The 22,112-nt window shown below is 44.0% G+C and carries 18 protein-coding genes; 11 read left to right on the plus strand and 7 right to left on the minus strand.

From position 1 onward, the window contains the following. Positions 1-48 precede the first annotated feature (48 nt). Together dauA and Xkoz_RS09315 are read left to right on the plus strand one after the other, a co-directional pair. Positions 49-1,737, plus strand: a complete 1,689-nt coding sequence (dauA, locus tag Xkoz_RS09310) for a C4-dicarboxylic acid transporter DauA (protein ID WP_099141942.1) — start codon at positions 49-51, stop codon at positions 1,735-1,737. Between the two features lie 209 nt (positions 1,738-1,946). After that, on the plus strand, positions 1,947-2,774 hold the full coding sequence (locus tag Xkoz_RS09315; protein ID WP_099141943.1) for a hypothetical protein: 828 nt from the start codon (positions 1,947-1,949) through the stop codon (positions 2,772-2,774). A 126-nt stretch (positions 2,775-2,900) separates the two neighbouring features. Here Xkoz_RS09315 and kdsA read toward each other — a convergent pair whose 3' ends face one another. The 5 genes from kdsA to hemA form a co-directional block, all read right to left on the minus strand. Continuing rightward, positions 2,901-3,755 carry a 3-deoxy-8-phosphooctulonate synthase gene (gene kdsA, locus Xkoz_RS09320; protein ID WP_099141895.1) on the minus strand — a complete coding sequence of 285 codons (855 nt, stop codon included), beginning with the start codon at positions 3,753-3,755 and terminating at the stop codon, positions 2,901-2,903. 85 nt (positions 3,756-3,840) lie between these two features. Then, positions 3,841-4,650: an invasion regulator SirB1 gene (gene sirB1, locus Xkoz_RS09325; protein WP_099141896.1), complete on the minus strand. Its 810-nt coding sequence runs from the start codon at positions 4,648-4,650 to the stop codon at positions 3,841-3,843. After that, on the minus strand, positions 4,634-5,482 hold the full coding sequence (prmC, locus tag Xkoz_RS09330) for a peptide chain release factor N(5)-glutamine methyltransferase (protein WP_099141897.1): 849 nt from the start codon (positions 5,480-5,482) through the stop codon (positions 4,634-4,636). Before prmC ends, sirB1 begins: the two co-directional genes overlap by 17 nt. After that, the gene (prfA, locus tag Xkoz_RS09335) at positions 5,482-6,564 is read right to left on the minus strand and encodes a peptide chain release factor 1 (RefSeq protein ID WP_099141898.1); all 1,083 of its coding nucleotides are present in this window, start codon (positions 6,562-6,564) and stop codon (positions 5,482-5,484) included. Before prfA ends, prmC begins: the two co-directional genes overlap by 1 nt. 35 nt (positions 6,565-6,599) lie before the next feature. Continuing rightward, positions 6,600-7,862 carry a glutamyl-tRNA reductase gene (gene hemA / locus Xkoz_RS09340; protein WP_099141899.1) on the minus strand — a complete coding sequence of 421 codons (1,263 nt, stop codon included), beginning with the start codon at positions 7,860-7,862 and terminating at the stop codon, positions 6,600-6,602. Between the two features lie 296 nt (positions 7,863-8,158). Here hemA and lolB point away from each other — a divergent pair, with 296 nt between their 5' ends. From lolB to Xkoz_RS09370, 5 genes are all read left to right on the plus strand, one after another. Continuing rightward, positions 8,159-8,776, plus strand: a complete 618-nt coding sequence (gene lolB / locus Xkoz_RS09345; protein ID WP_099141900.1) for a lipoprotein insertase outer membrane protein LolB — start codon at positions 8,159-8,161, stop codon at positions 8,774-8,776. After that, complete coding sequence (gene ispE / locus Xkoz_RS09350) at positions 8,776-9,681, plus strand: 4-(cytidine 5'-diphospho)-2-C-methyl-D-erythritol kinase (protein WP_099141901.1); 906 nt, start codon at positions 8,776-8,778, stop codon at positions 9,679-9,681. The genes lolB and ispE overlap by 1 nt, the downstream gene beginning before the upstream one ends. A gap of 59 nt (positions 9,682-9,740) precedes the next feature. Beyond that, positions 9,741-10,688, plus strand: coding sequence for a ribose-phosphate diphosphokinase (gene prs / locus Xkoz_RS09355; protein WP_045973432.1), 948 nt, complete (start codon positions 9,741-9,743; stop codon positions 10,686-10,688). A gap of 803 nt (positions 10,689-11,491) precedes the next feature. Further along, on the plus strand, positions 11,492-13,498 hold the full coding sequence (locus Xkoz_RS09365; protein ID WP_099141904.1) for an autotransporter outer membrane beta-barrel domain-containing protein: 2,007 nt from the start codon (positions 11,492-11,494) through the stop codon (positions 13,496-13,498). A gap of 290 nt (positions 13,499-13,788) precedes the next feature. Beyond that, positions 13,789-15,774, plus strand: a complete 1,986-nt coding sequence (locus Xkoz_RS09370; protein ID WP_099141905.1) for an autotransporter outer membrane beta-barrel domain-containing protein — start codon at positions 13,789-13,791, stop codon at positions 15,772-15,774. An 81-nt stretch (positions 15,775-15,855) separates the two neighbouring features. Here the strand turns inward: Xkoz_RS09370 and ychH are convergent, their stop codons facing one another. Next, positions 15,856-16,131, minus strand: coding sequence for a stress-induced protein YchH (gene ychH, locus Xkoz_RS09375; RefSeq protein ID WP_099141906.1), 276 nt, complete (start codon positions 16,129-16,131; stop codon positions 15,856-15,858). 482 nt (positions 16,132-16,613) lie between these two features. Between ychH and pth the strand changes: the two genes are divergently transcribed. The 4 genes from pth (at position 16,614) to Xkoz_RS09395 (ending at position 20,296) form a co-directional block, all read left to right on the plus strand. After that, a complete protein-coding gene (gene pth, locus Xkoz_RS09380) occupies positions 16,614-17,204 on the plus strand; it encodes an aminoacyl-tRNA hydrolase (protein WP_099141907.1) in 591 nt (196 codons plus the stop codon). A 112-nt stretch (positions 17,205-17,316) separates the two neighbouring features. Beyond that, a complete protein-coding gene (ychF, locus tag Xkoz_RS09385) occupies positions 17,317-18,408 on the plus strand; it encodes a redox-regulated ATPase YchF (protein WP_099141908.1) in 1,092 nt (363 codons plus the stop codon). Positions 18,409-18,671: 263 nt separating this feature from the next. Next, entirely contained in the window at positions 18,672-19,637 is a 966-nt protein-coding gene (locus Xkoz_RS09390; protein WP_099141909.1) for an AraC family transcriptional regulator, read from the plus strand. Between the two features lie 80 nt (positions 19,638-19,717). Beyond that, positions 19,718-20,296, plus strand: coding sequence for an NAD(P)H-dependent oxidoreductase (locus Xkoz_RS09395; RefSeq protein WP_099141910.1), 579 nt, complete (start codon positions 19,718-19,720; stop codon positions 20,294-20,296). 943 nt (positions 20,297-21,239) lie between these two features. Here the strand turns inward: Xkoz_RS09395 and Xkoz_RS09400 are convergent. After that, positions 21,240-22,070 (minus strand): alpha/beta fold hydrolase, encoded by an 831-nt coding sequence (locus Xkoz_RS09400; protein WP_099141911.1) that lies wholly within the window; start codon positions 22,068-22,070, stop codon positions 21,240-21,242. Positions 22,071-22,112 lie beyond the last annotated feature (42 nt).

The following is a 22,112-nucleotide window of genomic DNA, read 5'->3' on the forward strand; positions in this document are numbered from 1 at the left end:
CTTTTTTCAGCCTATCATTTGATATCTTATTTTTTGGTTCTCAATGAAATGAATACTCGTAAAATTAAGGGAATACGTCCATTTAGTGCACTGATTGACGCTTGTTGGAAAGAAACTTATTCGTTTCAACGTCTTATAAAAGACATGATTGCCGGGATCACCGTGGGGATAATTGCTATCCCACTGGCAATGGCTCTGGCAATCGGCAGTGGTGTTGCACCACAATATGGCCTGTATACTGCGGCCATTGCCGGTATCGTTATTGCGGTTACCGGTGGATCACGCTATAGCGTTTCCGGCCCAACGGCGGCTTTTGTGGTGATACTCTATCCTGTATCACAGCAATTTGGTCTCAGTGGCCTGCTTATCGCCACGTTCATGTCAGGCATTATTTTGCTTATCATGGGGTTAGCGCGATTTGGCCGACTGATTGAATACATTCCACTGTCGGTAACGCTTGGTTTCACTTCGGGTATCGCAATCACTATCGCGACCATGCAAGTGCAAAATTTTTTCGGCCTAAGGCTGGAACATGTGCCGGAAAATTATATTAGTAAGGTGGCAGCTCTCTCCCAAGCGTTTTCGTCATTACAATTCAGCGATACCCTGATCGGGTTAACCACCCTGCTGGTATTGATTTTTTGGCCAAAATTAGGGTTAAAGTTACCTGGTCACTTACCGGCTTTAATTGCAGGCACGGGGATCATGGGGATTATGCATCTGTTAGGCCATGATGTCGCAACGATTGGCTCATCATTTAGTTATACGCTGGAAGACGGTACACAGGGACAAGGTATTCCCCCCATTCTTCCTCAATTTCTCCTGCCGTGGAATTTACCTGATACCCATGCTTTCAACGTTAGCTGGGATACTGTGTCAGCATTACTGCCCGCCGCTTTTTCTATGGCAATGTTAGGTGCGATTGAATCCCTGTTGTGTGCCGTTATTCTGGATGGGATGACCGGGAAAAAACACCATTCCAACAGTGAATTGATCGGTCAGGGCATGGGGAATATTGTCGCCCCCTTCTTTGGCGGGATCACCGCAACTGCGGCTATCGCCCGTTCAGCCGCCAATGTGCGGGCAGGTGCAACCTCACCGATTGCCGCTATCATTCACTCGCTGCTGGTATTGCTGGCGTTGCTGGTGCTTGCCCCAATGCTCTCTTATTTACCGCTTGCCGCGATGTCAGCCATTTTGCTGATTGTGGCCTGGAATATGAGCGAAGCTCATAAAGTTGTGGATCTCATCCGTCATGCCCCCAAAGACGATATCATCGTCATGTTGCTGTGTATGTCATTAACGGTTCTGTTTGATATGGTGGTGGCCATCACGATAGGTATTGTACTGGCTTCACTGCTGTTTATGCGCAAGATTGCCAATATGACCCGGATCAGCATTTCCCCTGCGACAAATAATGATAAAGGGTTACTGGTTGTGCGAATTAATGGTCCCCTGTTTTTCGCGGCCGCAGAGCGTATTTTTGCGGAACTGAAAGAACAAGGAGCCGATTATCACACCATGATTATGCAGTGGGATGCCGTTCCGGTGCTGGATGCCGGCGGGTTGCATGCCTTCCAAGGATTTATTCGCGAGATGGGGAAAGGGAAACATATCGTTGTATGCGATATCTCCTTCCAACCACTGAAAACGCTGGCACGCGCTAAAATCGAACCGATCAACGGGCAATTGAGTTTTTATGCCACTTTATCCAAGGCACTGGAAGAAATAAATTAACCTAACCGCCAAGATAAGAATATTAGATTGATTTTTTGGGTCTAATATTCTTATTGCCAACCTCACGGTAAGCTCCTTTTTCAGCCCGAAATTTGACTTAAACATGAACGCAGGTATGGAGAATTTTTATGCTTTCACTAAAGAAACATTTTACGGCAATAATAGTTACCGTTTTTTCTTCCGTTACGCCATGGTTTGTCACAGATTCCATGGCTGCGGAAGAAGTCATGCATATAGACTTTCAATTGGATAAATTTTCCACTCCGATAGCAACGCTCGACATTGATGGAAAAAAGCAAAAATTAGCGATCGATACGGGTTCAAATCAGGGCCTCCATTTAACGAAAGCGTTTATGGCAAAAATCCCAGGCTTAGTTATCGAGCCTGAAAAAGCCCGCTCGACTGACGTTACGGGCAAAGTCTTTTTTAAAGACAAATTTCATATTCCGCAACTCTCGATAAATGGCATGATATTTAAGGATATTCCGGGAGTTTCGCTAACGCCGTGGGGTGTGACCTTATCAGATCAGGAAAAAAAACTGCCCTCTTCGATGGTAATCGGTCTTGGCTTATTCAAAGATAAAGTTGTTCTCATTGATTACAAAAACCAGAGACTGTCCGTTTCTGACCATTTATCCGCGTTGGGCGTCAATGTGGCTGATGGCTGGGTAGAATTACCGCTGAGGCTCACTCAAGAAGGCATTGCGGTCAAGGTTTCACAAAACTTGCAGAATTACAGTATGATCCTGGACACTGGCGCATCAATTTCAGTGTTTTGGAAAGAAAGGTTTCAATTGCCTCCGGTTTACATTCCCTGTCAGGCTTTAAGTAAAGGGCTGGATAATAACGAGTGCGTTGCATCGACGTTTCAACTTGACGACACCGGCGCTAAAGAAATAGCACTGAATTCGTTACTGATTGATGGAGGTTTTAATCACTTACATGCAGATGGATTAATTGGAAAGAACTTTTTCGATCAGTATGCAGTGTTAATTGATTTCACTGGCAAGAGATTATTGATTAAAGATAACGCGTAAAAAAGTCATTTTACGTTTGTAGATATAACACCCCCGCCGCAGCAAAGCCATAGTCGAGAAAAAAATCAGCGGTTACAGCGCGAAATGCCTGTAACCACATTCTCAAAAAACTGACGGATTGAGTGATTATTTGCTGGTATCCAGCGCCGGGAAATTTTTCACCACATCATCAATGGCTTTTATCTGCATCAGGAATGGCTCCAGTTTTGCCAATGGCAGTGCTGATGGACCATCACATTTTGCATTTTCTGGATCAGGATGGGCTTCAAGGAATAAACCGGCAATGCCTACCGCCATACCCGCGCGAGCCAACTCTGATACTTGTGCACGACGGCCGCTAGATGCTGCACCAAATGGGTCACGGCATTGCAATGAATGAGTGACATCAAAAATCACGGGTGCACCATGGGTTGCCTGTTTCATGACACCAAAGCCTAACATATCAACCACCAGATTGTCGTAACCAAAGTTACTGCCACGGTCACACAGTATTACCTGATCGTTGCCGCCTTCTTTAAATTTTTCAACGATATTTCCCATCTGCCCTGGGCTGACGAATTGGGGTTTTTTGACATTGATAACGGCGCCAGTTTTTGCCATCGCTTCAACCAAATCAGTTTGGCGAGCCAGGAAAGCCGGAAGCTGGATGACATCAACCACCTCTGCGACAGGCTGGGCTTGTGCAGGTTCATGCACATCAGTGATGATTTTCACGCCAAAAGTCTGTTTCAGTTCCTGAAAAATTTTCATTCCCTCTTCTAAACCAGGTCCACGGTAGGAGCGGATTGAAGAACGGTTAGCCTTATCAAAAGACGCCTTAAAAACATAAGGAATGCCCAGTTTTTGTGTTACGGTCACATAATGCTCACAAATACGCATGGCCAAATCCCGTGACTCAAGGACGTTCATACCACCAAACAGGACAAAAGGCAGATCATTTGCGACCTTGATGTCACCAATATTAACCACTTTCTGTTGCATGTTTATACCTTCTCTTGTTAAGGGCAAATAAATTTGTTGTATCCGTAAAATAAATCAGGGGCAGAGAAATGCCGCCTCATCATGCTTAATGGAGGATGATTGCTCCCTGCCCAATAGTGTTAATCTGCATTTTTATCATTTCTGAGATAGGATCTTCGGGGCAATGTTCCACGAAATAACTTAAATCTGAAACAGCAATGTGATTGCAGTCGAGTTGTGCATAAATCAGCCCTCGGTCGCGAATTTCATACGGATCTTCGGGATCGAACATCAGCACGACTTCACTGGCTTTTAATGCCAACTCCATCTTTTTCTCTTCCATCAAAGAAACCTTGATGACATCGGTGACTTTTCGCACAAGACTAATATTATCAGCTTCCTGTAAGTCTTTATTTTCCAGGCAAACCGTTGGGCCGATATTTCCTTTCAACCAAACATCAAGAATATGTTCGTTGAGCGTATCCCCATTCATCGGGTTAATAAACCATGCCAGCTCATCAGCCAAATCAACCCGCAAGATTAGCTGTGTCGGGAATATAACCGGCTGTACAGGTAATGCCAGTGCCTGAGCGATATGCGAAAATACCGTCCCCAATGTAACGGGAGCACCCTGGCGTGAACACAATACACTATCCAACCACAGGGTATCAGACAAACAATACACCCCATTTGCCCCACCAAACTTCCATTCCCGATAAAAAAGCGTCAATAGCGCCTGTAATTTTTCTTTAGTGCCCATAATAGGAGAAAGTTTTTGACGGGCTTCTTCAACCAATGCCGTTAACTGTTCAGTTACCGTGGCTTGGGGGAAATCAGGACGAATGACCCGTGTTATGAGAATAATACCGTCTATCAGGGAAGCATTATTGAATTCATAATTAACTATGGTTTTCATTTTTATTCCATTGACCTACCGTGATACGTTCGTTACCACCATAATCCTGAAATGTGGCTATCTGTTGATAACCTTGTTCCAAAAATAGGTTTCTGACAACGATTCCCTGTTTCCAGCCATGTTCCAATAATAACCATCCACTTGGTAACAAGAAGTGGCGAGCCTGCTCCACAATTATCTGCAAATCTGCCATCCCATTTTGGGCAGCAATCAAGGCAGTGGCCGGTTCAAACCTGACATCTCCTTCACGCAGATGAAGGTCATGTTCATCAATATAGGGAGGATTGCTGACAATCATATCAAATTGTCTTTCCCCAACTGTAGAAAACCACTCACTTTGCAAAAAATTCACATTGTGAAAGGACAGTTTTGCAGCATTGTGTTTTGCCAATGCCACTGCATCAGGATTGATATCCACCCCGGTTATCTGGCAGTCATGTCGCTCACTTGCCAACGCCAATGCTATCGCCCCTGTCCCCGTACCGAGATCCAAAATCAGGGCTGATGAATCAGGCAGCAGTTCCAGAGCCTTTTCAACCAAACATTCCGTATCAGGACGTGGGATCAAGGTTGCTGGTGACACAGCCAGGGGCAGCGACCAAAATTCACGCTCCCCCACAATATAAGCTATCGGCTCACCTTGAATGCGACGAGCCAAAACAGCATCGAGCCGGCTGGCCGCTTCCGGGGAAATAGGCGTTTCATTAAATGCAATTAAATAAGTACGGGAACGCCCTGTTACGTATTGCAACAGGATTTCTGCATCACGCTTCGGGCTATCACTTTCAGTCAACTGCGCAGACGCATACAGGAGCCAATCTTGATAATTCATCAATCCTGCTCTGACAATGCGGATAATTGGTCTGCCTGATATTCCGTAATGATAGGTTGGATAAGCATATCCAGTTTGCCTTCCATTACTTCTTCAAGGCGGTATAACGTTAGGTTGATACGGTGATCGGTCACGCGTCCCTGTGGGAAGTTATAGGTCCGATTGCGATCTGAACGGTCGCCAGAGCCGAGCAAGTTGCGGCGTTCAGAAGCCTCAGCTTCCTGGCGCTTTTGCATCTCAGCGGCACGAATACGCGCAGCAAGCACAGACATCGCTTTGGCTTTGTTCTTATGTTGTGAACGCTCATCCTGACACTCCACGACAATCCCGGTTGGCAGGTGGGTAATTCGAATGGCGGAGTCAGTAGTGTTGACGTGCTGCCCACCCGCGCCGGAAGAGCGGTAAGTATCAATTTTCAGATCGCCCGGACTGATTTCCGGTAATTCCGCTTCCGGGATTTCGGGCAGAATAGCGACGGTACAAGCGGAGGTATGGATACGACCCTGAGATTCGGTTTCCGGCACACGCTGAACACGATGGCCACCAGACTCAAATTTCAGGTGACCATAAACTTGTTCACCTGAAATTTTGGCAATCACTTCCTTATATCCGCCATGCTCACCCTCATTGGCGCTCATGATCTCAACTTTCCAACGGCGGGATTCGGCATAACGGCTATACATGCGGAATAAATCGCCGGCAAATATCGCCGCTTCATCTCCCCCCGTTCCGGCACGAACTTCGAGGAAACAGTTACGCTCATCATCCGGATCTTTTGGTAATAACAACAATTGCAGTTGCTGTTCCAACTCTTCATTACGAATTTTTGCGCTTTTGAGTTCTTCTTGCGCCATCTCCCGCATTTCGGGATCGTCAAGCATCATCTCAGCTGTTTCGATATCACCCTGAACGCTTTTCCACACTTTAAAACAGTGAGTCACGTCGGTCAGTTGAGCATATTCCTTGGATAATGCGCGAAAACGCTCTTGATCGGCGATAACATCAGCATCACCGAGGTGAGCCAAAACTTCTTCATGGCGTTCTTGCAATGCTTCCAATTTAGCGACAATAGAAGGCTTCATTCGTAATATCAGACCTTATTTAGAATAGGGTTAGGTTAGTTATGATCCAGCCCAAGGCTGTCCCGTAATAGATTCAGGCGTTCCAAATCGCCATCACTGGCAGCCTGTTGGAGAGATTTCGTCGGTGTGTGGATCAGACGATTCGTCAATTGGTAGGTCAATTGGTTAATGATCTGCTCAGCATCAGCACCCTGTCTTATGGACATCAATGCTTTTGCCGTCATCTCAGCCCTGATTTTCTCTGCCTGTTCTCGATATTCACGAATTGTATTAACAGCGCCTTGAGAACGCAACCAGTCCATGAAACGGCTGCTTTCTTGTTGCACAATACCTTCTGCAACAACTGCCGCCGCTTTACGTTGGGCGAGATTTTGCTGAATGATAGCCTGTAGGTCATCTACGCTGTATAAATACACATCACTCAGTTTTTCCACGTCTGGTTCAATATCGCGAGGAACGGCAATGTCAATCAGCAACATGGGCTGGTTGCGACGTAATTTCAACGCCCTTTCGACCATGCCCTTGCCAATGATCGGCAATGGGCTGGCTGTGGAACTAATGACAATATCAGCTTCCGCCAATCGGGTATCGATATCCGGCAGGGAAATCACTTCGGCATTGACTTCACTGGCAAGCATCTGTGCCCGTTCTTTGGTACGATTGGCGATCATCATACGATTCACGCCGTGCTCTTTTAGGTGACGAGCGACCAGTTCAATCGTTTCCCCTGCGCCCACCAGCAGGATATTCAGTTGGGAAAGGGATTCGAAAATTTGCCGGGCAAGCGTACAGGCGGCAAATGCCACCGAAACCGCATTTGCGCCAATTTCCGTTTCTGTCCTGATCCGCTTAGCCACCGAAAAAGATTTTTGGAATAGGCGTTCCAGTTCATTCGACAGGGATTGATAATTTTGCGATTCAGAGAAAGCCTTTTTCACCTGCCCTAAAATCTGTGGCTCCCCTAATACGAGGGAGTCGAGGCCGCTGGCGACTCGCATTAAATGGCTGACGGCTTCATTGCCTAAATACCAATAGAGACTTCCCGTCAAATCATCGGGATTAAGTTGATGATATCGGCATAGCCAATGAATTAACTGCTCTTCAAAATTATCTTGCTGTTCAACGCTGAGGTAGAGTTCCGTACGGTTACAAGTGGACAGCACGACGCCGCCTCGCACCAGGGGTTGCCGGAGCAAGTCATCAAGCGCCAAACCTATTGTGTCAGGAGAAAAGGCCACCCGCTCACGTAAAGAAATAGGCGCTGTTTTATGGTTGATACCGAGTGCTAATAAAGTCATCTTAACTGCATTGAGTTATCACCGGAGGCAAGATTATGATGATATCGATAATTATTCTCATAAACTCACACCCTTCATAAGGACTCTCATTGGCCGTGCATTCTACTTGATGCATTAGTTCAATAAAAGTCAATCGGATGATCTTGCGATAATTTATTGGAGAATTCTTTGCAAACTTTCGCTAAATTACGCCCTTAATTATAGGCTTGGGTCGCACACTTTACGTTTTCATCTTTAAATATGCCATATTTATAATCGACAGAATGCCAAATTCTCTTACCACCAAGGGTTACCCTATGAAAATATCTGCTTTTTTTCGCTTACTTCCCCTCTGCGGTGTTTTACTGACTGCCTGTACAGTCACACAACCTCCTACCGGCACAGGATCAGCGGATACACCACAATGGCACGCCCGTGAACAGCAACTGCAAAAATTGGCGCATTACCAAACCCGCGGCTCTTTCGCTTATCTGGCGGATGAAAAAAAAGTGTACGCCCGGTTTTTCTGGCAACAATATTCGCCTGATAATTATAAATTACTGCTGCTCAACCCACTGGGAACCACAGAATTGGAATTATTCGTCGAACCCAATCTGATCCAAATCACTGACAATAGCGGTAAAAAATACCTCAGCGATAAACCTGAATCTTTAATTTACCAACTGACTAATATGCATATTCCTCTGGACAATTTAAAAAGCTGGATTATCGGCCTGCCTGGCAGTGCCAAAGATTTCCAGTTGGATGCAAATTATCTGCTTAAATCCGTAAGTGACAAAAAAAAGGGTGACGTTTGGCGAGTCAATTATCAAGGTTACGATACATCAACCACGCCAGCTTTACCCATTCGACTGGAGCTTACGCAAGGAAACAACCGCATAAAATTAAAAATGGATAACTGGACGATTCAATAATGACCTTAACCTGGCCTTCTCCGGCAAAATTGAATTTATTTTTGTATATTACCGGGCAACGACCTGATGGCTACCACGAACTGCAAACGTTGTTTCAATTTTTAGATTATGGCGATGAAATAACTATTTCAGTGCGCCAAGATAATCAAATCCGCTTGCTGACGCCGGTCGCAGGCGTCGCCCACGATGATAATTTAATCGTACGGGCAGCCCGATTATTACAAAATCATTTGCGACAAAGACGCACTTTGCCGGATCACAATGCGAATGCCCACGTCAAAACTGAATATTTGGGAGCCGATATTCGCATTCATAAATGCTTGCCAATGGGGGGAGGATTGGGCGGCGGTTCTTCCAATGCTGCGACGGTATTGATTGCACTGAACCACCACTGGCAAGCTAACCTGTCTGATGATGAACTGGCGCAGCTTGGCGTATGCCTTGGGGCAGACGTTCCCGTATTTGTCAAAGGCCAGGCCGCTTTTGCCGAAGGCATTGGGGAAAAACTCCAGCCGGCTTCACCGGAAGAAAAATGGTTTTTGGTTGCCCATCCTGGAATTGAAATATCAACGCCGATGATCTTCACAGATCCTGAATTAAAAAGAAATTCTCCGATCCGCACTCTACCCGCATTATTACAGGCACCATTTGCAAATGATTGTGAACCAATCGCAAGAAAACGTTTTCGTGAGGTTGAACAGCTTGTTTTATGGCTGTTAGAATACGCACCGTCACGCCTGACCGGAACCGGTGCATGTGTTTTCGGCGAGTTCGAATCAGAAGCATCGGCCCGCAAGGTGTTAAATCAAGCTCCAGAGTGGATGCAGGGCTTTGTTGCGCGGGGCGTTAACATTTCTCCATTGCATACATTCCGCTCTGGGATAACCATGTTATTGAACCAATGAGCAATGTTTGTTTGATTGGTCAACAATATCTCTCTGGACGCAAGCCTGAGGTTTTTCTCGTGCCCGATATGAAGCTTTTTGCTGGTAATGCCACACCTGAACTAGCACAACGTGTTGCCAACCGCCTATATACCAGCCTGGGAGACGCTGCTGTCGGTCGTTTCAGCGACGGTGAAGTCAGCGTGCAAATCAATGAAAATGTACGCGGTGGTGATGTTTTCATCATCCAGTCTACCTGTGCACCCACCAATGACAACCTGATGGAATTAGTTGTTATGGTCGATGCACTACGTCGTGCTTCTGCTGGCCGTATTACTGCTGTCATTCCTTACTTCGGTTATGCCCGTCAAGATCGCCGTGTCCGTTCAGCACGTGTACCTATCACAGCTAAAGTTGTCGCTGACTTTCTGTCCAGCGTGGGTGTAGACCGTGTTCTCACTGTTGACCTACACGCCGAGCAGATCCAAGGCTTCTTTGATGTTCCGGTTGATAATGTATTTGGTAGCCCAATTCTGCTGGAAGATATGCTCCAGCAAGAGTTGGAAAACCCGATTGTTGTCTCTCCAGATATCGGTGGTGTTGTTCGCGCTCGTGCGATAGCCAAGCTGCTGAACGATACGGATATGGCTATCATTGATAAACGTCGCCCACGTGCAAACGTTTCTCAAGTTATGCATATTATTGGCGATGTTGCTGGCCGTGATTGCGTTCTGGTTGATGACATGATCGATACAGGTGGCACACTGTGCAAAGCGGCTGAAGCATTGAAAGAGCGCGGAGCGAAGCGGGTGTTTGCCTATGCAACCCACCCTATTTTCTCTGGCAATGCAGTGGAAAACATCAAAAACTCAGTGATTGATGAATTTGTGGTTTGTGACACCATTCCTCTGTCTGATGAGATCAAGGCGTTGAACAAAGTTCGTACTTTGACACTGTCTGGCATGCTTGCTGAAGCTATTCGCCGTATCAGTAATGAAGAGTCAATCTCTGCGATGTTTGAGCACTGATATTTAGGTTTTCGCGCAGATATTAGGCGTTAACTTATTCAAGTGATTAAATAAGCCATTGCTTGAAAACCCCGTTGCTGTATCCGCAGCAGCGGGGTTTTTTGTTTATTTTATATACATTGTTAATGTTTTCACACTAAAGAAATAACCTCTATAAATATTTCCATAAATTAAATATTTAATTTTATCAAAAAGTTACCTATAGACAGTGAATTTTATTCAACAAGATAATATGGTTGTTTTATACGCAATCCAAAATGAATTTTTTACAACCCATACCATCCATCTGGTACGTCCAGTTTCCAAATTTCCTCACTACACTGGTGTCATTAAATGGTTACTGCTAATCTATCGCCGCTTAATAACAGCAGGTTATAGCGCTTGTCGTCACACAGTGGCATTGGAAAAAATTAACTATTTCCTTCCTGAAAAAATAAATAATTTTAATGATATGGCGACCAATATCTGGAAATGAAAGGAATGACTTTTTTTAATCTTAATCTAGCCAGGGCAGGTTTTCAGTTGGTTTTTTATACACATATTTAAAATTTGGGCATTTTAGATCACATTATATACAAAAAATTCACATCAATATGGCCGTTTAATCACAACGAACCATAATTAATCGTAGACAGCCGCTATCAATAAGTTAGCTGTCTTATATGGGTTTATTTCAATATTAAACATATCGACAACCCTCACGCTGGCAAGGAAGGGTTAAGGGATTTTTTTGTCCAAAAATCAGTCCCTACAAGGGCGATGTGTTGGTTAATAACAAAAACGACTTTTTAAGGAGAGTGCCAATGAAAAAGGCATTTTTATTCACACCTGCACTGTTAGCGCTTTCAATCAGTGCCATTTCTAATGCCCATGCTTATAGCCAGGTTTGTGTTTTTGGTGATAGTTTGAGTGATGGCGGGAATAACGGACGTTATACAACAGATGGGGCTACCAGCCAGTTATATGATGAGTATTTTTCCCAATACATTACTGGCTCTGTGCCAAGACCTTCCAAGGAGGGTGGCACTAATTATGCGCAAGGGGGTGCGACTGCCCTTGAATATAAACCAGGTGGCGCGAATACCCAGACTCAGGTAGATACCTATCTTAAAACCCATAATAGGAAAGCGGCCTCCAACTGTATCTATATTCATTGGGTGGGGGGGAATGACCTTGCCAAGGCTTTGCGAGATGGTCAAGTCGCCCTGAAAACGACAAAAGATCCAGACGAAGGGCAAAAAGCTGCCCTTGGCACCGTCAACACCAGCGCTACCGCCGCGGCCAATCAAATCAATACTCTCATTGATGCAGGCGCAGGGCTGGTTATCGCGCCAACTGTCCCTGACGTTGGCACAACCCCCCTGCTTTTGGATGGCTTAATAAGGGCAGGGTTGGAAGGGAAAGGCGTTCCTGAAAACACCATTGATGGTGTTTTACAAGAAGTTCATGTAAAACTTAATCAACATGAACTTCCCAATGTTCAGGCTCGCGATATTGCCCTAAAAACAGTGTTTCATTCATTAGCACAAGAAGGTGCAAAAATGATCCCAGGGGCTTCTGCGCAACAAATTGAAAAAGAGCTGACGGAGCAATATGAAAAAGTCAGCAAAGATGCCACTGCGCTCACCAATCTCTATAACCAACTGGTAGACGAGAAAATCAGCCAAAAAAACGGCAACATCTTGCGTGCCGATATCAATGGTTTGCTGCATGAAGTGATCGCCAATCCATTGATGTATGGCATCCAAAATACATTAGGTTATTCCTGTGCATTAAATGTGGACGCCGATAACGAGAAATGTTCCATCCACGATCCAGGATTTACTAAAGACAAAAAGTTTTTATTCGCTGACCTCTTGCACCCAACCCCGTTGGGACATGAAATAATGGGCCAATACATTACCTCTATCTATATTGCCCCATCACAAGTCATGACACTGACCCAGGCCAACCGTGCGCCCGTTAAAAGCGCCCTCTCTTCCCTTGATGGTCACCTGCAACAACTGCGCAATGGCAGCAATGAACAGGGCAAAGTGGGTATCTTTGGGGGCTATACTGGCAACCAAGATAAAACCTTCACGCTGGGTAGCGATTACCAGTTGCTAGATAATGTGCTATTGGGCGCAATGTATTCTCGCTATAAAGAAGAACGCTCACCCATTACTGATTTTTCTTATTCAGGCAATGGCCATGTGCTGACCGCATATACATTGTGGAACTACTACAATAATGGTTGGTTAAGCGGTGACATTCACTATTCACGCACCAACTATGACAGCCTGACCCGGACTATCCAGCTTGGACAAGCTACACGCCGGGAAACGGGTTCAACCACAGGTAAACAGTGGGGAGCACGCATTACCGCAGGTTGGGATATCCCTGTCACTCACTCTCTGACCACCAGCCCAATCATCCAGTATGCCTGGGATAAGGGTGAAGTCGATAGCTACCATGAATCCGGTAACAGTAGCTCTTCCATGAATTTTGGCGACCAAAACTACACTTCCAAAGTTGGAACCTTGGGCTGGCGAGTCGATACTCAGCTAGGCCGTTTCAATCCTTATGCCTCTGTTCAGTTCAATCACCAATTTGGTGATACCAGTCACAAACTGAGCGGTTCTATCCACTCCACCAACACCGAGTTTGTACAAGAAAGCGGCAAACAGAACACCAACTGGCGTCAATATACTGTCGGTGTGAACGCAAACTTCCTCAACAACCTGCGTGGGTTTGCTTCCGTCACCCGTAATGACGGTAATACTCAGGATCCTAGCTACAATTTCAGCTTGGGTATCAACGCCAGTTTTTAATTCTGTCTAAATAAATCGATATCAATAAGCGATCGACAACAGAAAAAAGCGCTGAACTAGGGACGCAAGGCAATACATGTTACTGCCTTGCGTTTTTTTAATAGTTATTCAGCACAATCACCCCCCTGTTAATATTTCGTTTAATTTTTGTATATGCAGATGAAAGTAGTATCGAACTGAAATAATCAAAAACCAGCCATCAACCGAAGAGAAAAATGAGCAAATGCTCTTTAGATCAAAGATCTGTTGGCTGGTATGCAAATAATGCGCTGTTTTTTCAGGAGAACTACATGAAGAAAACAACCTTTTTCGTATCCGCCACGACAGCATTACTCGTTAGCCTCATCACAAACCCCTCTTATGCCTATAATAATATGTATGTTTTTGGGGATAGCTTGAGTGATGGTGGAAACCTCGGAAGATTCACAACCGATGGGGAAAAAAGTGAACTCTATGATGAATATCTGGCTCACGACCTCACTGGCAAGAAACTGCTGCCGTCTAATAACGGCGGAACCAATTATGCGAAGGGAGGTGCGACAGCTAACGGTTCCGGGGATCCATTTTGGGACTATGTGGCAGGTACAACACAAAAACAACTCGATAGTTATTTGCAAGCACACGATGGGCGTGCTGATCCCAATGGGGTATACATACATTGGGTGGGAGGCAATGATGTCAAGGACGCTTTGGAAGAGGTCGCAAAAGGTAATAAAGAAGCAGCGCAAGGCATTATCAATGATAGCGCCACCGCCTCGGCATCACAGGTTAATCAACTCATCAAAGCGGGCGCAGGATTGATTATTGTTCCTAATGTTCCCGATGTGGGTAGCACCCCCGGAATTGTCGAAAAGGTGATTGAGGGCGCTTTAAAAAAAAATCAAGTATCTTCTGACAAGATTAAGCAAATTTTGCAGCAAGTGCATGAGGCCATCGACAAATACCCAACACCGAATGCCGAAAGTCGGGACAAAATTATCCAGGGCGTTTTTGACAAGATTGGTCAAGAGGCTTCCCCCCAAGATCCAGAAAAAGCCAAAGAAATTTCTCGCCAGTTGCTTGATGCCTATAATAATACCAGCAAAACCGCTTCCCAATATTCCGACGAATTTAACCAGAAAGAAGAAGAGCAATTCATTGACGGTAATATCCTGCGTGCCGATGTCAGTAAACTCTTACGGGAAGTTATTGAGAATCCAACCATTTATGGTATTTCTAATACCCTTGGTTATGCCTGTTCACAAGGCAGGTTAGCTGCTGCGTGTTCTTCTTCTGATCCTGACTTTGATAAAAGCCAGCCATACCTGTTTTCTGATAGTCTTCACCCGACACCCGATGCACACAAAGTCATCGGCCAGTACATTATGTCGATCTACAACGCCCCTTTCCTGGTTATGGCGTTGAACCATATCAACCGAACACCGGTCACAATGGCGCTTAGCTCACTTGACGGTCACCTGCAACAACTTCGCAATAACCGTACTGCCCAAGGTAAGGTTGGCGTATTCGGCGGTTATACCGGTAACCATAATAATACCTTCACATTAGGCAGCGATTATCAACTGACGGATAACTTGCTCCTGGGCGCAACAATTTCACGTTATAAAGCTGAACAAGATGTCACGTCTAATTTTAATTATGCCTCGACGGGTCATGTCATCACAGGATATACGCTATGGAATTACTATGGCAATGGATGGCTGAGCGGCGATATCCATTATTCACGCACCAATTACGACAATCTGTCACGCTCCATCCAGCTTGGTCAGGCCACACGCAGGGAATCAGGTTCAACCATGGGGAGACAATGGGGTTGGCGGGTTACGGCAGGCTGGAATATCCCTGTTACGCATTACCTGTCCACCAGCCCAATCATCCAATATGCCTGGGACAAAGGACGTGTTGATGGTTATCGTGAAACGGGTGACAACAGTACATCCATGCATTTTAGCGATCAAAACTATCATTCCAAAATTGGTTCAGTGGGTTGGCGGGTGGATACACAATTAGGGCGTTTCAATCCTTATGCCTCTATCCTGCTCAACCATCAATTTGATGATGAAAGCTACACACTTCGCAGTGCGATCAATTCAACTAAAACCAGTTTCGTCCAACCGGGAGAAAAACAGGCGAGAAATAGCGTCCGATACACGCTTGGGGTTAATGCCAACCTGACCAATGATTTTCACGCATTTGCGGCGGTATCACATGAAAAAAATGATAATGAATCGAATCATGACTACAACTTCAATCTCGGTTTCAATGTCAGCTTTTAATATACCGCTCATTTAACAAACCAAGATAAGGCGGCAACTATGCCGCCTTACCTAAACTCTCTGGCTGCTAACCTAAAATAATCACGGATGTCGATGTTTTTTACGGCAATAACGTTCATCGTAATTCTTCAGCCACCAATATTTATCAGTCACCTGTTCCCGGCCGCCAATGCTGGCCCCTACCAACCAAATAAATGCGCCGATAAACAGCACCATTAATGAGAGGCTTGTCAAAAATTCAGAGAGACCAAAATTGAAGATATGACTAAGCAATACATAAGCCAGACTAATAAGCATTGCCGCCATTCCCATTCCCATGAGAATATTGCCAAAAATAAACGCCTTTTTACTCTTCATAACCAACCTCCAATACTTTTTGTGAACGCCAATTTGCTAATAAAACGAACGCAAAAGCACGAAAGCAGATATCTCCTTTAGTATTAATTATAGCCTTATCATATAAAAGGTTATTGCGGTAGTGATCACAAACCGTACAAATTTAAACCTAATTTTTTACGTTCCATCAAAATAATATTTGTTAAAAGAATATATTGACCAAATACAAGCAAAAAAACAGTCCACGTAATTCGGGTTAATGCGTCCGATAAAACCCATCAATTGCCAGATAAAGGCATAATCCATTTTGTACTCAAGCCTTGAGATAGGTAAACTAATCTCCTTTTTTGTTCTATACCCTATGGATTTCAAAATGCAGCGCGGCGGCAAGGGAATGAATCCCCAGGAGCATAGATAACTCTGTGACTGGGGTGAATGAGCGCAGCCAACAAAGCGGCAACTTGAAAGACGACGGGTATACTGCCAATAAGCGAAATTAAACCGTGAGTAACATAAAATTAATCGTTGGCCTGGCAAACCCGGGTGCTGAATATGCACAGACCAGACACAATGCCGGAGCCTGGTTTGTCGATTTGTTAGCACAACGCCACAACCAACCCCTGAAAGAAGAGAGTAAATTTTTCGGTTATACCGCCCGTATCAACATTCATGGGCAGGATATTCGTTTACTCGTACCCACGACTTTTATGAACCTCAGCGGTAAAGCTGTCCTTGCCCTTGCCGGGTTTTATCGTATCCAGCCGGATGAAATCTTGGTTGCACATGATGAGTTAGATCTACCGCCTGGCATAGTGAAAATGAAACTCGGTGGCAGCAATGGCGGCCATAATGGTCTTAAAGATATTCAGAACAAACTCGGTAATAACCCTCATTTTCATCGCCTGCGTATCGGGATTGGTCATCCTGGCGACAAAAACAAGGTCGTGGGTTTCGTCCTCGGCAAGCCCCCTGCCAGTGAACAAAAACTGATTGACGATGCGATAGATGAGGCATTGCGCTGTACCGACATCCTCATTAAAGAGGGAATGAATAAGGCAATTAACCGTCTGCATGCATTTAAAGCCAGCGCCTGACTGGGGAGTGCATGGCGCATCGGGCTATTGCGTGTATAATAGCGCCAATTTTGTAAACTCACCGACAAGCCCATTACTTGTTGGTTTATACGTGATTTAAGGTGATAAATATATGGGATTCAAATGCGGTATCGTTGGCCTGCCTAACGTTGGGAAATCTACATTATTCAATGCGCTGACCAAAGCAGGTATCGAAGCAGCAAACTTCCCGTTCTGCACTATCGAGCCAAACACCGGTGTGGTGCCGATGCCAGACCCACGTCTCGACCAATTGGCGGAGATTGTGAAACCTCAACGCATCCTGCCAACCACGATGGAATTCGTGGATATTGCAGGTCTAGTAAAAGGCGCTTCAAAAGGTGAAGGTTTAGGCAATCAATTCCTGACCAATATCCGTGAAACCGAAGCGATCGGCCATGTAGTTCGCTGCTTTGAAAACGACAACATTATCCACGTTTCCGGTCAGGTTGATCCTGCGGCGGATATTGAAGTTATCAATACAGAGTTGGCACTGTCGGATCTGGATACTTGCGAGCGCGCTATCCACCGTATACAGAAAAAAGCCAAAGGCGGTGATAAAGACGCCAAAGCAGAGCTGGAAGTCTTGGAAAAGTGCCTTCCACACCTTGAACAAGCAGGTATGCTGCGCTCTTTAAATTTGAGTGCTGAAGAAAAAGCGATAATTCGTTACCTGAGTTTTCTGACCCTGAAACCCACCATGTACATTGCCAATGTCAATGAAGAGGGTTTCGAGAATAACCCATACCTTGATACCGTTCGCGCCATTGCTGAGACAGAAGGTTCCGTCGTTGTTCCCGTTTGTGCTGCCATTGAAGCCGATATCGCAGAGCTGGAAGATGCTGAGCGCGAAGAATTTATGGCGGAATTAGGCCTTGAAGAGCCGGGCCTGAACCGTGTCATTCGTGCGGGCTATCAGTTGCTGAACCTGCAAACCTATTTTACTGCGGGCGTGAAGGAGGTTCGTGCCTGGACGATCCCAGTTGGTGCAACTGCCCCACAAGCAGCGGGTAAAATCCATACTGATTTTGAAAAAGGCTTTATCCGCGCCCAAACTATTTCGTTTGAAGATTTTATCACTTACAAGGGTGAACAAGGCGCAAAAGAAGCGGGCAAGATGCGGGCAGAAGGGAAAGATTATATCGTTAAAGATGGCGATGTGATGAATTTCTTGTTTAACGTTTAAGCATTTTCTCTTGTATTAAGGCATTTCAGGATGCCTTAGACAGACAATATCGTTAAAATCCACGCGGTTGCGTGGATTTTAGTTTTTATCATTCCGCAAAATACGATGATGTTCTGGTTACCTGTCGTGGCAAAATATGTATCCTCCGTAATTTTTGCCTAATTCTCCTAATTCCCTGTTACTGATACAAAATTTTCCTTTCTGGCGATATGCTGTATAACGCACGAATAATCATGATTTGTACATAGGTAAGGGAATAAAAAATGAGCACATCGAATCCACAACCCGATAGAACAGAAATTGAGACCCAGTTACAACAATTAGCGATTAGAGTAGCCAGATTAACTCCCCCCAATATACATGCGGTAAAGACAGTAATTCCTCAATTAACTCTCTGTCACTTGGAGCAACCGATAGAACCAATCAGTTGGCTATATGAACCCAGTGTTATGGTTATTGCCCAGGGAGTAAAACGAGTAACAATCGGTGATCGTTCATACTGTTGTGGCCCCCAACAACTTTTAGTGACTTCGACAAATATCCCCACCATCACCCAGATTTGCACCGCATCTAAGGAAAACCCCTTTTTTGCCTTGACGTTGAAACTTGATATTCAGGAAGCATCAAAGTTAATCATTGAAAATAAGGTCATGATAAAGCGTCAGACTCAGGATACATGTGCATTAGCGGTAACTTCTGCGACCACGGATCTGCTGAACTGTTTTAATCGTCTATTGGATATATTAAACACACCGGAAGACATCCCCATCCTCTCCCCCCTGATACATAAAGAAATCATCTATCGGCTACTGAAAAGTGAGTTGGGAGAACGTTTACTGCAAATGGCGACTCAAGAAAGCCCAAGCCACCAAATCAGCCATGCAATTAAATGGCTAAAAGAACATTTTGCCGATCCGATTAAAGTCGAACAACTTGCCCAAATCGCCAAAATGAGCGCTTCTTCTTTTCATCACCACTTTAAAGCCGTCACCTCTATGAGTCCATTACAATACCAAAAATGGCTACGCCTACACGAAGCAAGACGAATATTGCTGACCCAACACCACAACGCGACAACCACAGCATTTCAAGTTGGCTATGAAAGCACGTCACAATTCAACCGTGAATATAGCCGTCTGTTTGGTGAATCTCCCTGCCGAGATATAAAACGGTTTCGGGTAACCCAAATGAAGAAAATAGGCATTATTGGAGAATTAGGCAAAGATTGACAATAAACAAGCACACATTCAATCAAAATCAGTTCTAAGATAATCCTTGAATTATCAACAAAATAAAATAGAGGATGATTATGGGCCGCATTCTGATTATTAATTCAGCAAAAGATTTTGGCGAATCAAAAGGAACATTAAATAATACCTTAACCGACGTTATCAGAGATCATCTGATAGAGACAGGCCATGATATTCAGGTAACGCAAGTAGATAAAGGTTATGATGTTACCGCAGAGGTTGATAAATTTCTTTGGGCGGATAGTGTTATTTATCAAATGCCCGGTTGGTGGATGGAAGCACCGTGGATTTTAAAGAAATATGTCGATGAAGTTTTCAGTGCTGGTCACAGTACATTTTTTAAAGATGATGGGAGAACCCGTCATGATCCTGCCAAAAAATACGGTTCAGGCGGCCTGGTACACGGCAAGACTTATATGTTTTCGGTAACCTGGAATGCGCCACTGGAATCATTTGAAGATCCCAATCAATTTTTTGAAGGGAAAGGCATTGACAGTGTTTATTACCCTTTCCACAAAGCAAACCAATTTTTAGGTATGACACCAATACCAACGTTTGCTTGCTATGACGTGATAAAAAACCCACAGATTTCTCAAGACATTCAACGATTAAAAGAACATTTATCTGCCTTTTTCTAAGTGTTTATTTATGATATTCAATCAATCTCAACCTAACAATTTATACCAGTCGCCTTTCAAGATGCGTCTTATATCTCCCCGCGCAGCGGGGAGATATAAGCACTTCCATTGGTTTGCAAACTGCAACTTGAAGTTGGATTGGTATATAAAAAATAAATCGCACACATCCACTTGTATATCAAGTGGATTTTTATTTTTTAAAAAATAAACTTAATATAAAACCATTCAACCAGAACACAAAAATAACCTATTTAATTATCACATAAGAAATAAAACATTTCATTAATGCTAACAAAGAAAGTTAAACTCATCTAAAGTATTTTTACCTACTTTTTATCATCACTTTTTTATAACATGATGAAAAAAAGTATGTTATTTCATTGTAAACAAATTATAAATACAATGATAAAACCAATAGCCAAAAACACGTAATACTTGTAAAAATGAGTGTGCTGACGTTAGCGACAATACTGACGTCAGCACTATCCATTTATGCTTTTATTCATGTTAATCTCTAACCCTATGAGGTACGAATCATGAAAAGAAAATTAGCCGCTTGTATACTTACATTGCTTATCGGAACAGTGGTCACAACGAACGCAAACGCATTTATCTGTAAGGCATTCAATGATAGTATAAAGAGTTCCTGCGATAACGCATGTGGCCTGATAAAAAATGAAATTCTTAAAGGGCTTTGCCTGTAATTCAGTTATAGGATTACACTAATAATAAAAGGCAATGATATTTTAGCGATTATTTAATACGACGCTAGCCTAGATTTTACTGTTACGGTAGAAAATTGAAGTTAGAGTCTAAAAAAATAATATCGAAATGAAGTATTAAGATATAATGGCGGGATATTTTTGGCGTGACATTTATATCCTCATGTCATAAAATTTTCCCGCCATTATTTATCCTAATTAATTGATTATTAATATTTATTTTATTGAAAGCCTTCAAGAAATTCGACCAACTTAGGATTAAATAACGCCGAAGCTTCCCAGAACGGCGCATGACCAACACCCGTTAAATTAAATACTTCCCCCTTCCAAAGGTTCCGGTAATTCAGTCCATTAATATAGTCAAAATTAATATAGGGGTCATTTGCCCCATTAACAATCGCTAACGGTATTTCACTAGTTTCAGCCAATAATTTTTGATTTGTTGCCTGAGGAGAAAGAAAAGCCTCAAACATATATTGCCGGGCTAATCCATCTGTCCTTACCACCGCGTCAACAATAAAAGGCTCATCAGAGGCATTAGCCCCATAGGTATCAGAGACAAAATTTTTGACATCTTCTTCAGTAAATTCCGCTTTACCCGCAAGCCCCAAACCAGGCCGAAAACCAAGAGCCACATTTTCTGCACCCACTGATACCGGTGGCGTGCCACAAATCATCAGGCCAACCACCTTAGGGTATAAGGCCAACATTTCCAAGCCAACATGCCCCCCTAATGACCAACCAAAAACCACCACTCTGTTAATGCCTATTTTTTCCAGTACCTCTATGACCGTACGGGCATAACCAGGCATTGAATATGTTTGACGTGGTTCACTGGCATTGGCTGACAAACCATGCCCCGGTAAATCTAATGCCAGAACCCGATATTTTCCTTTTAACCGGTTAATTTGATGACGAAATATTTCCTTACAACTTGAATTACCATGAATAAATAGAACAGGCAGCCCATTCCCTCCCGTATCGATCAATGAGATACCTGCATAACGGGTTTTGATATCATAATAATGAATATCATCATGTGTAGTCGTCATTATTCTACCTCCTCAAAAGTCAATAGCGGATTAGTTTAAGAA

Source organism: Xenorhabdus kozodoii (genome assembly GCF_002632875.1).
In the GTDB taxonomy this organism is placed as follows: Bacteria; Pseudomonadota; Gammaproteobacteria; order Enterobacterales; family Enterobacteriaceae; genus Xenorhabdus; species Xenorhabdus kozodoii.

What these genes read in the sequence shown, in the direction of transcription:
- dauA (WP_099141942.1), top strand. Translation starts at nt 49, where the DNA reads ATGAATACTCGTAAAATTAAGGGAATACGTCCATTTAGTGCACTGATT.
- Xkoz_RS09315 (WP_099141943.1), top strand. Translation starts at nt 1,947, where the DNA reads ATGGCTGCGGAAGAAGTCATGCATATAGACTTTCAATTGGATAAATTT.
- kdsA (WP_099141895.1), bottom strand. Translation starts at nt 3,755, where the DNA reads ATGCAACAGAAAGTGGTTAATATTGGTGACATCAAGGTCGCAAATGAT.
- sirB1 (WP_099141896.1), bottom strand. Translation starts at nt 4,650, where the DNA reads ATGAAAACCATAGTTAATTATGAATTCAATAATGCTTCCCTGATAGAC.
- prmC (WP_099141897.1), bottom strand. Translation starts at nt 5,482, where the DNA reads ATGAATTATCAAGATTGGCTCCTGTATGCGTCTGCGCAGTTGACTGAA.
- prfA (WP_099141898.1), bottom strand. Translation starts at nt 6,564, where the DNA reads ATGAAGCCTTCTATTGTCGCTAAATTGGAAGCATTGCAAGAACGCCAT.
- hemA (WP_099141899.1), bottom strand. Translation starts at nt 7,862, where the DNA reads ATGACTTTATTAGCACTCGGTATCAACCATAAAACAGCGCCTATTTCT.
- lolB (WP_099141900.1), top strand. Translation starts at nt 8,159, where the DNA reads ATGAAAATATCTGCTTTTTTTCGCTTACTTCCCCTCTGCGGTGTTTTA.
- ispE (WP_099141901.1), top strand. Translation starts at nt 8,776, where the DNA reads ATGACCTTAACCTGGCCTTCTCCGGCAAAATTGAATTTATTTTTGTAT.
- Xkoz_RS09365 (WP_099141904.1), top strand. Translation starts at nt 11,492, where the DNA reads ATGAAAAAGGCATTTTTATTCACACCTGCACTGTTAGCGCTTTCAATC.
- Xkoz_RS09370 (WP_099141905.1), top strand. Translation starts at nt 13,789, where the DNA reads ATGAAGAAAACAACCTTTTTCGTATCCGCCACGACAGCATTACTCGTT.
- ychH (WP_099141906.1), bottom strand. Translation starts at nt 16,131, where the DNA reads ATGAAGAGTAAAAAGGCGTTTATTTTTGGCAATATTCTCATGGGAATG.
- ychF (WP_099141908.1), top strand. Translation starts at nt 17,317, where the DNA reads ATGGGATTCAAATGCGGTATCGTTGGCCTGCCTAACGTTGGGAAATCT.
- Xkoz_RS09390 (WP_099141909.1), top strand. Translation starts at nt 18,672, where the DNA reads ATGAGCACATCGAATCCACAACCCGATAGAACAGAAATTGAGACCCAG.
- Xkoz_RS09395 (WP_099141910.1), top strand. Translation starts at nt 19,718, where the DNA reads ATGGGCCGCATTCTGATTATTAATTCAGCAAAAGATTTTGGCGAATCA.
- Xkoz_RS09400 (WP_099141911.1), bottom strand. Translation starts at nt 22,070, where the DNA reads ATGACGACTACACATGATGATATTCATTATTATGATATCAAAACCCGT.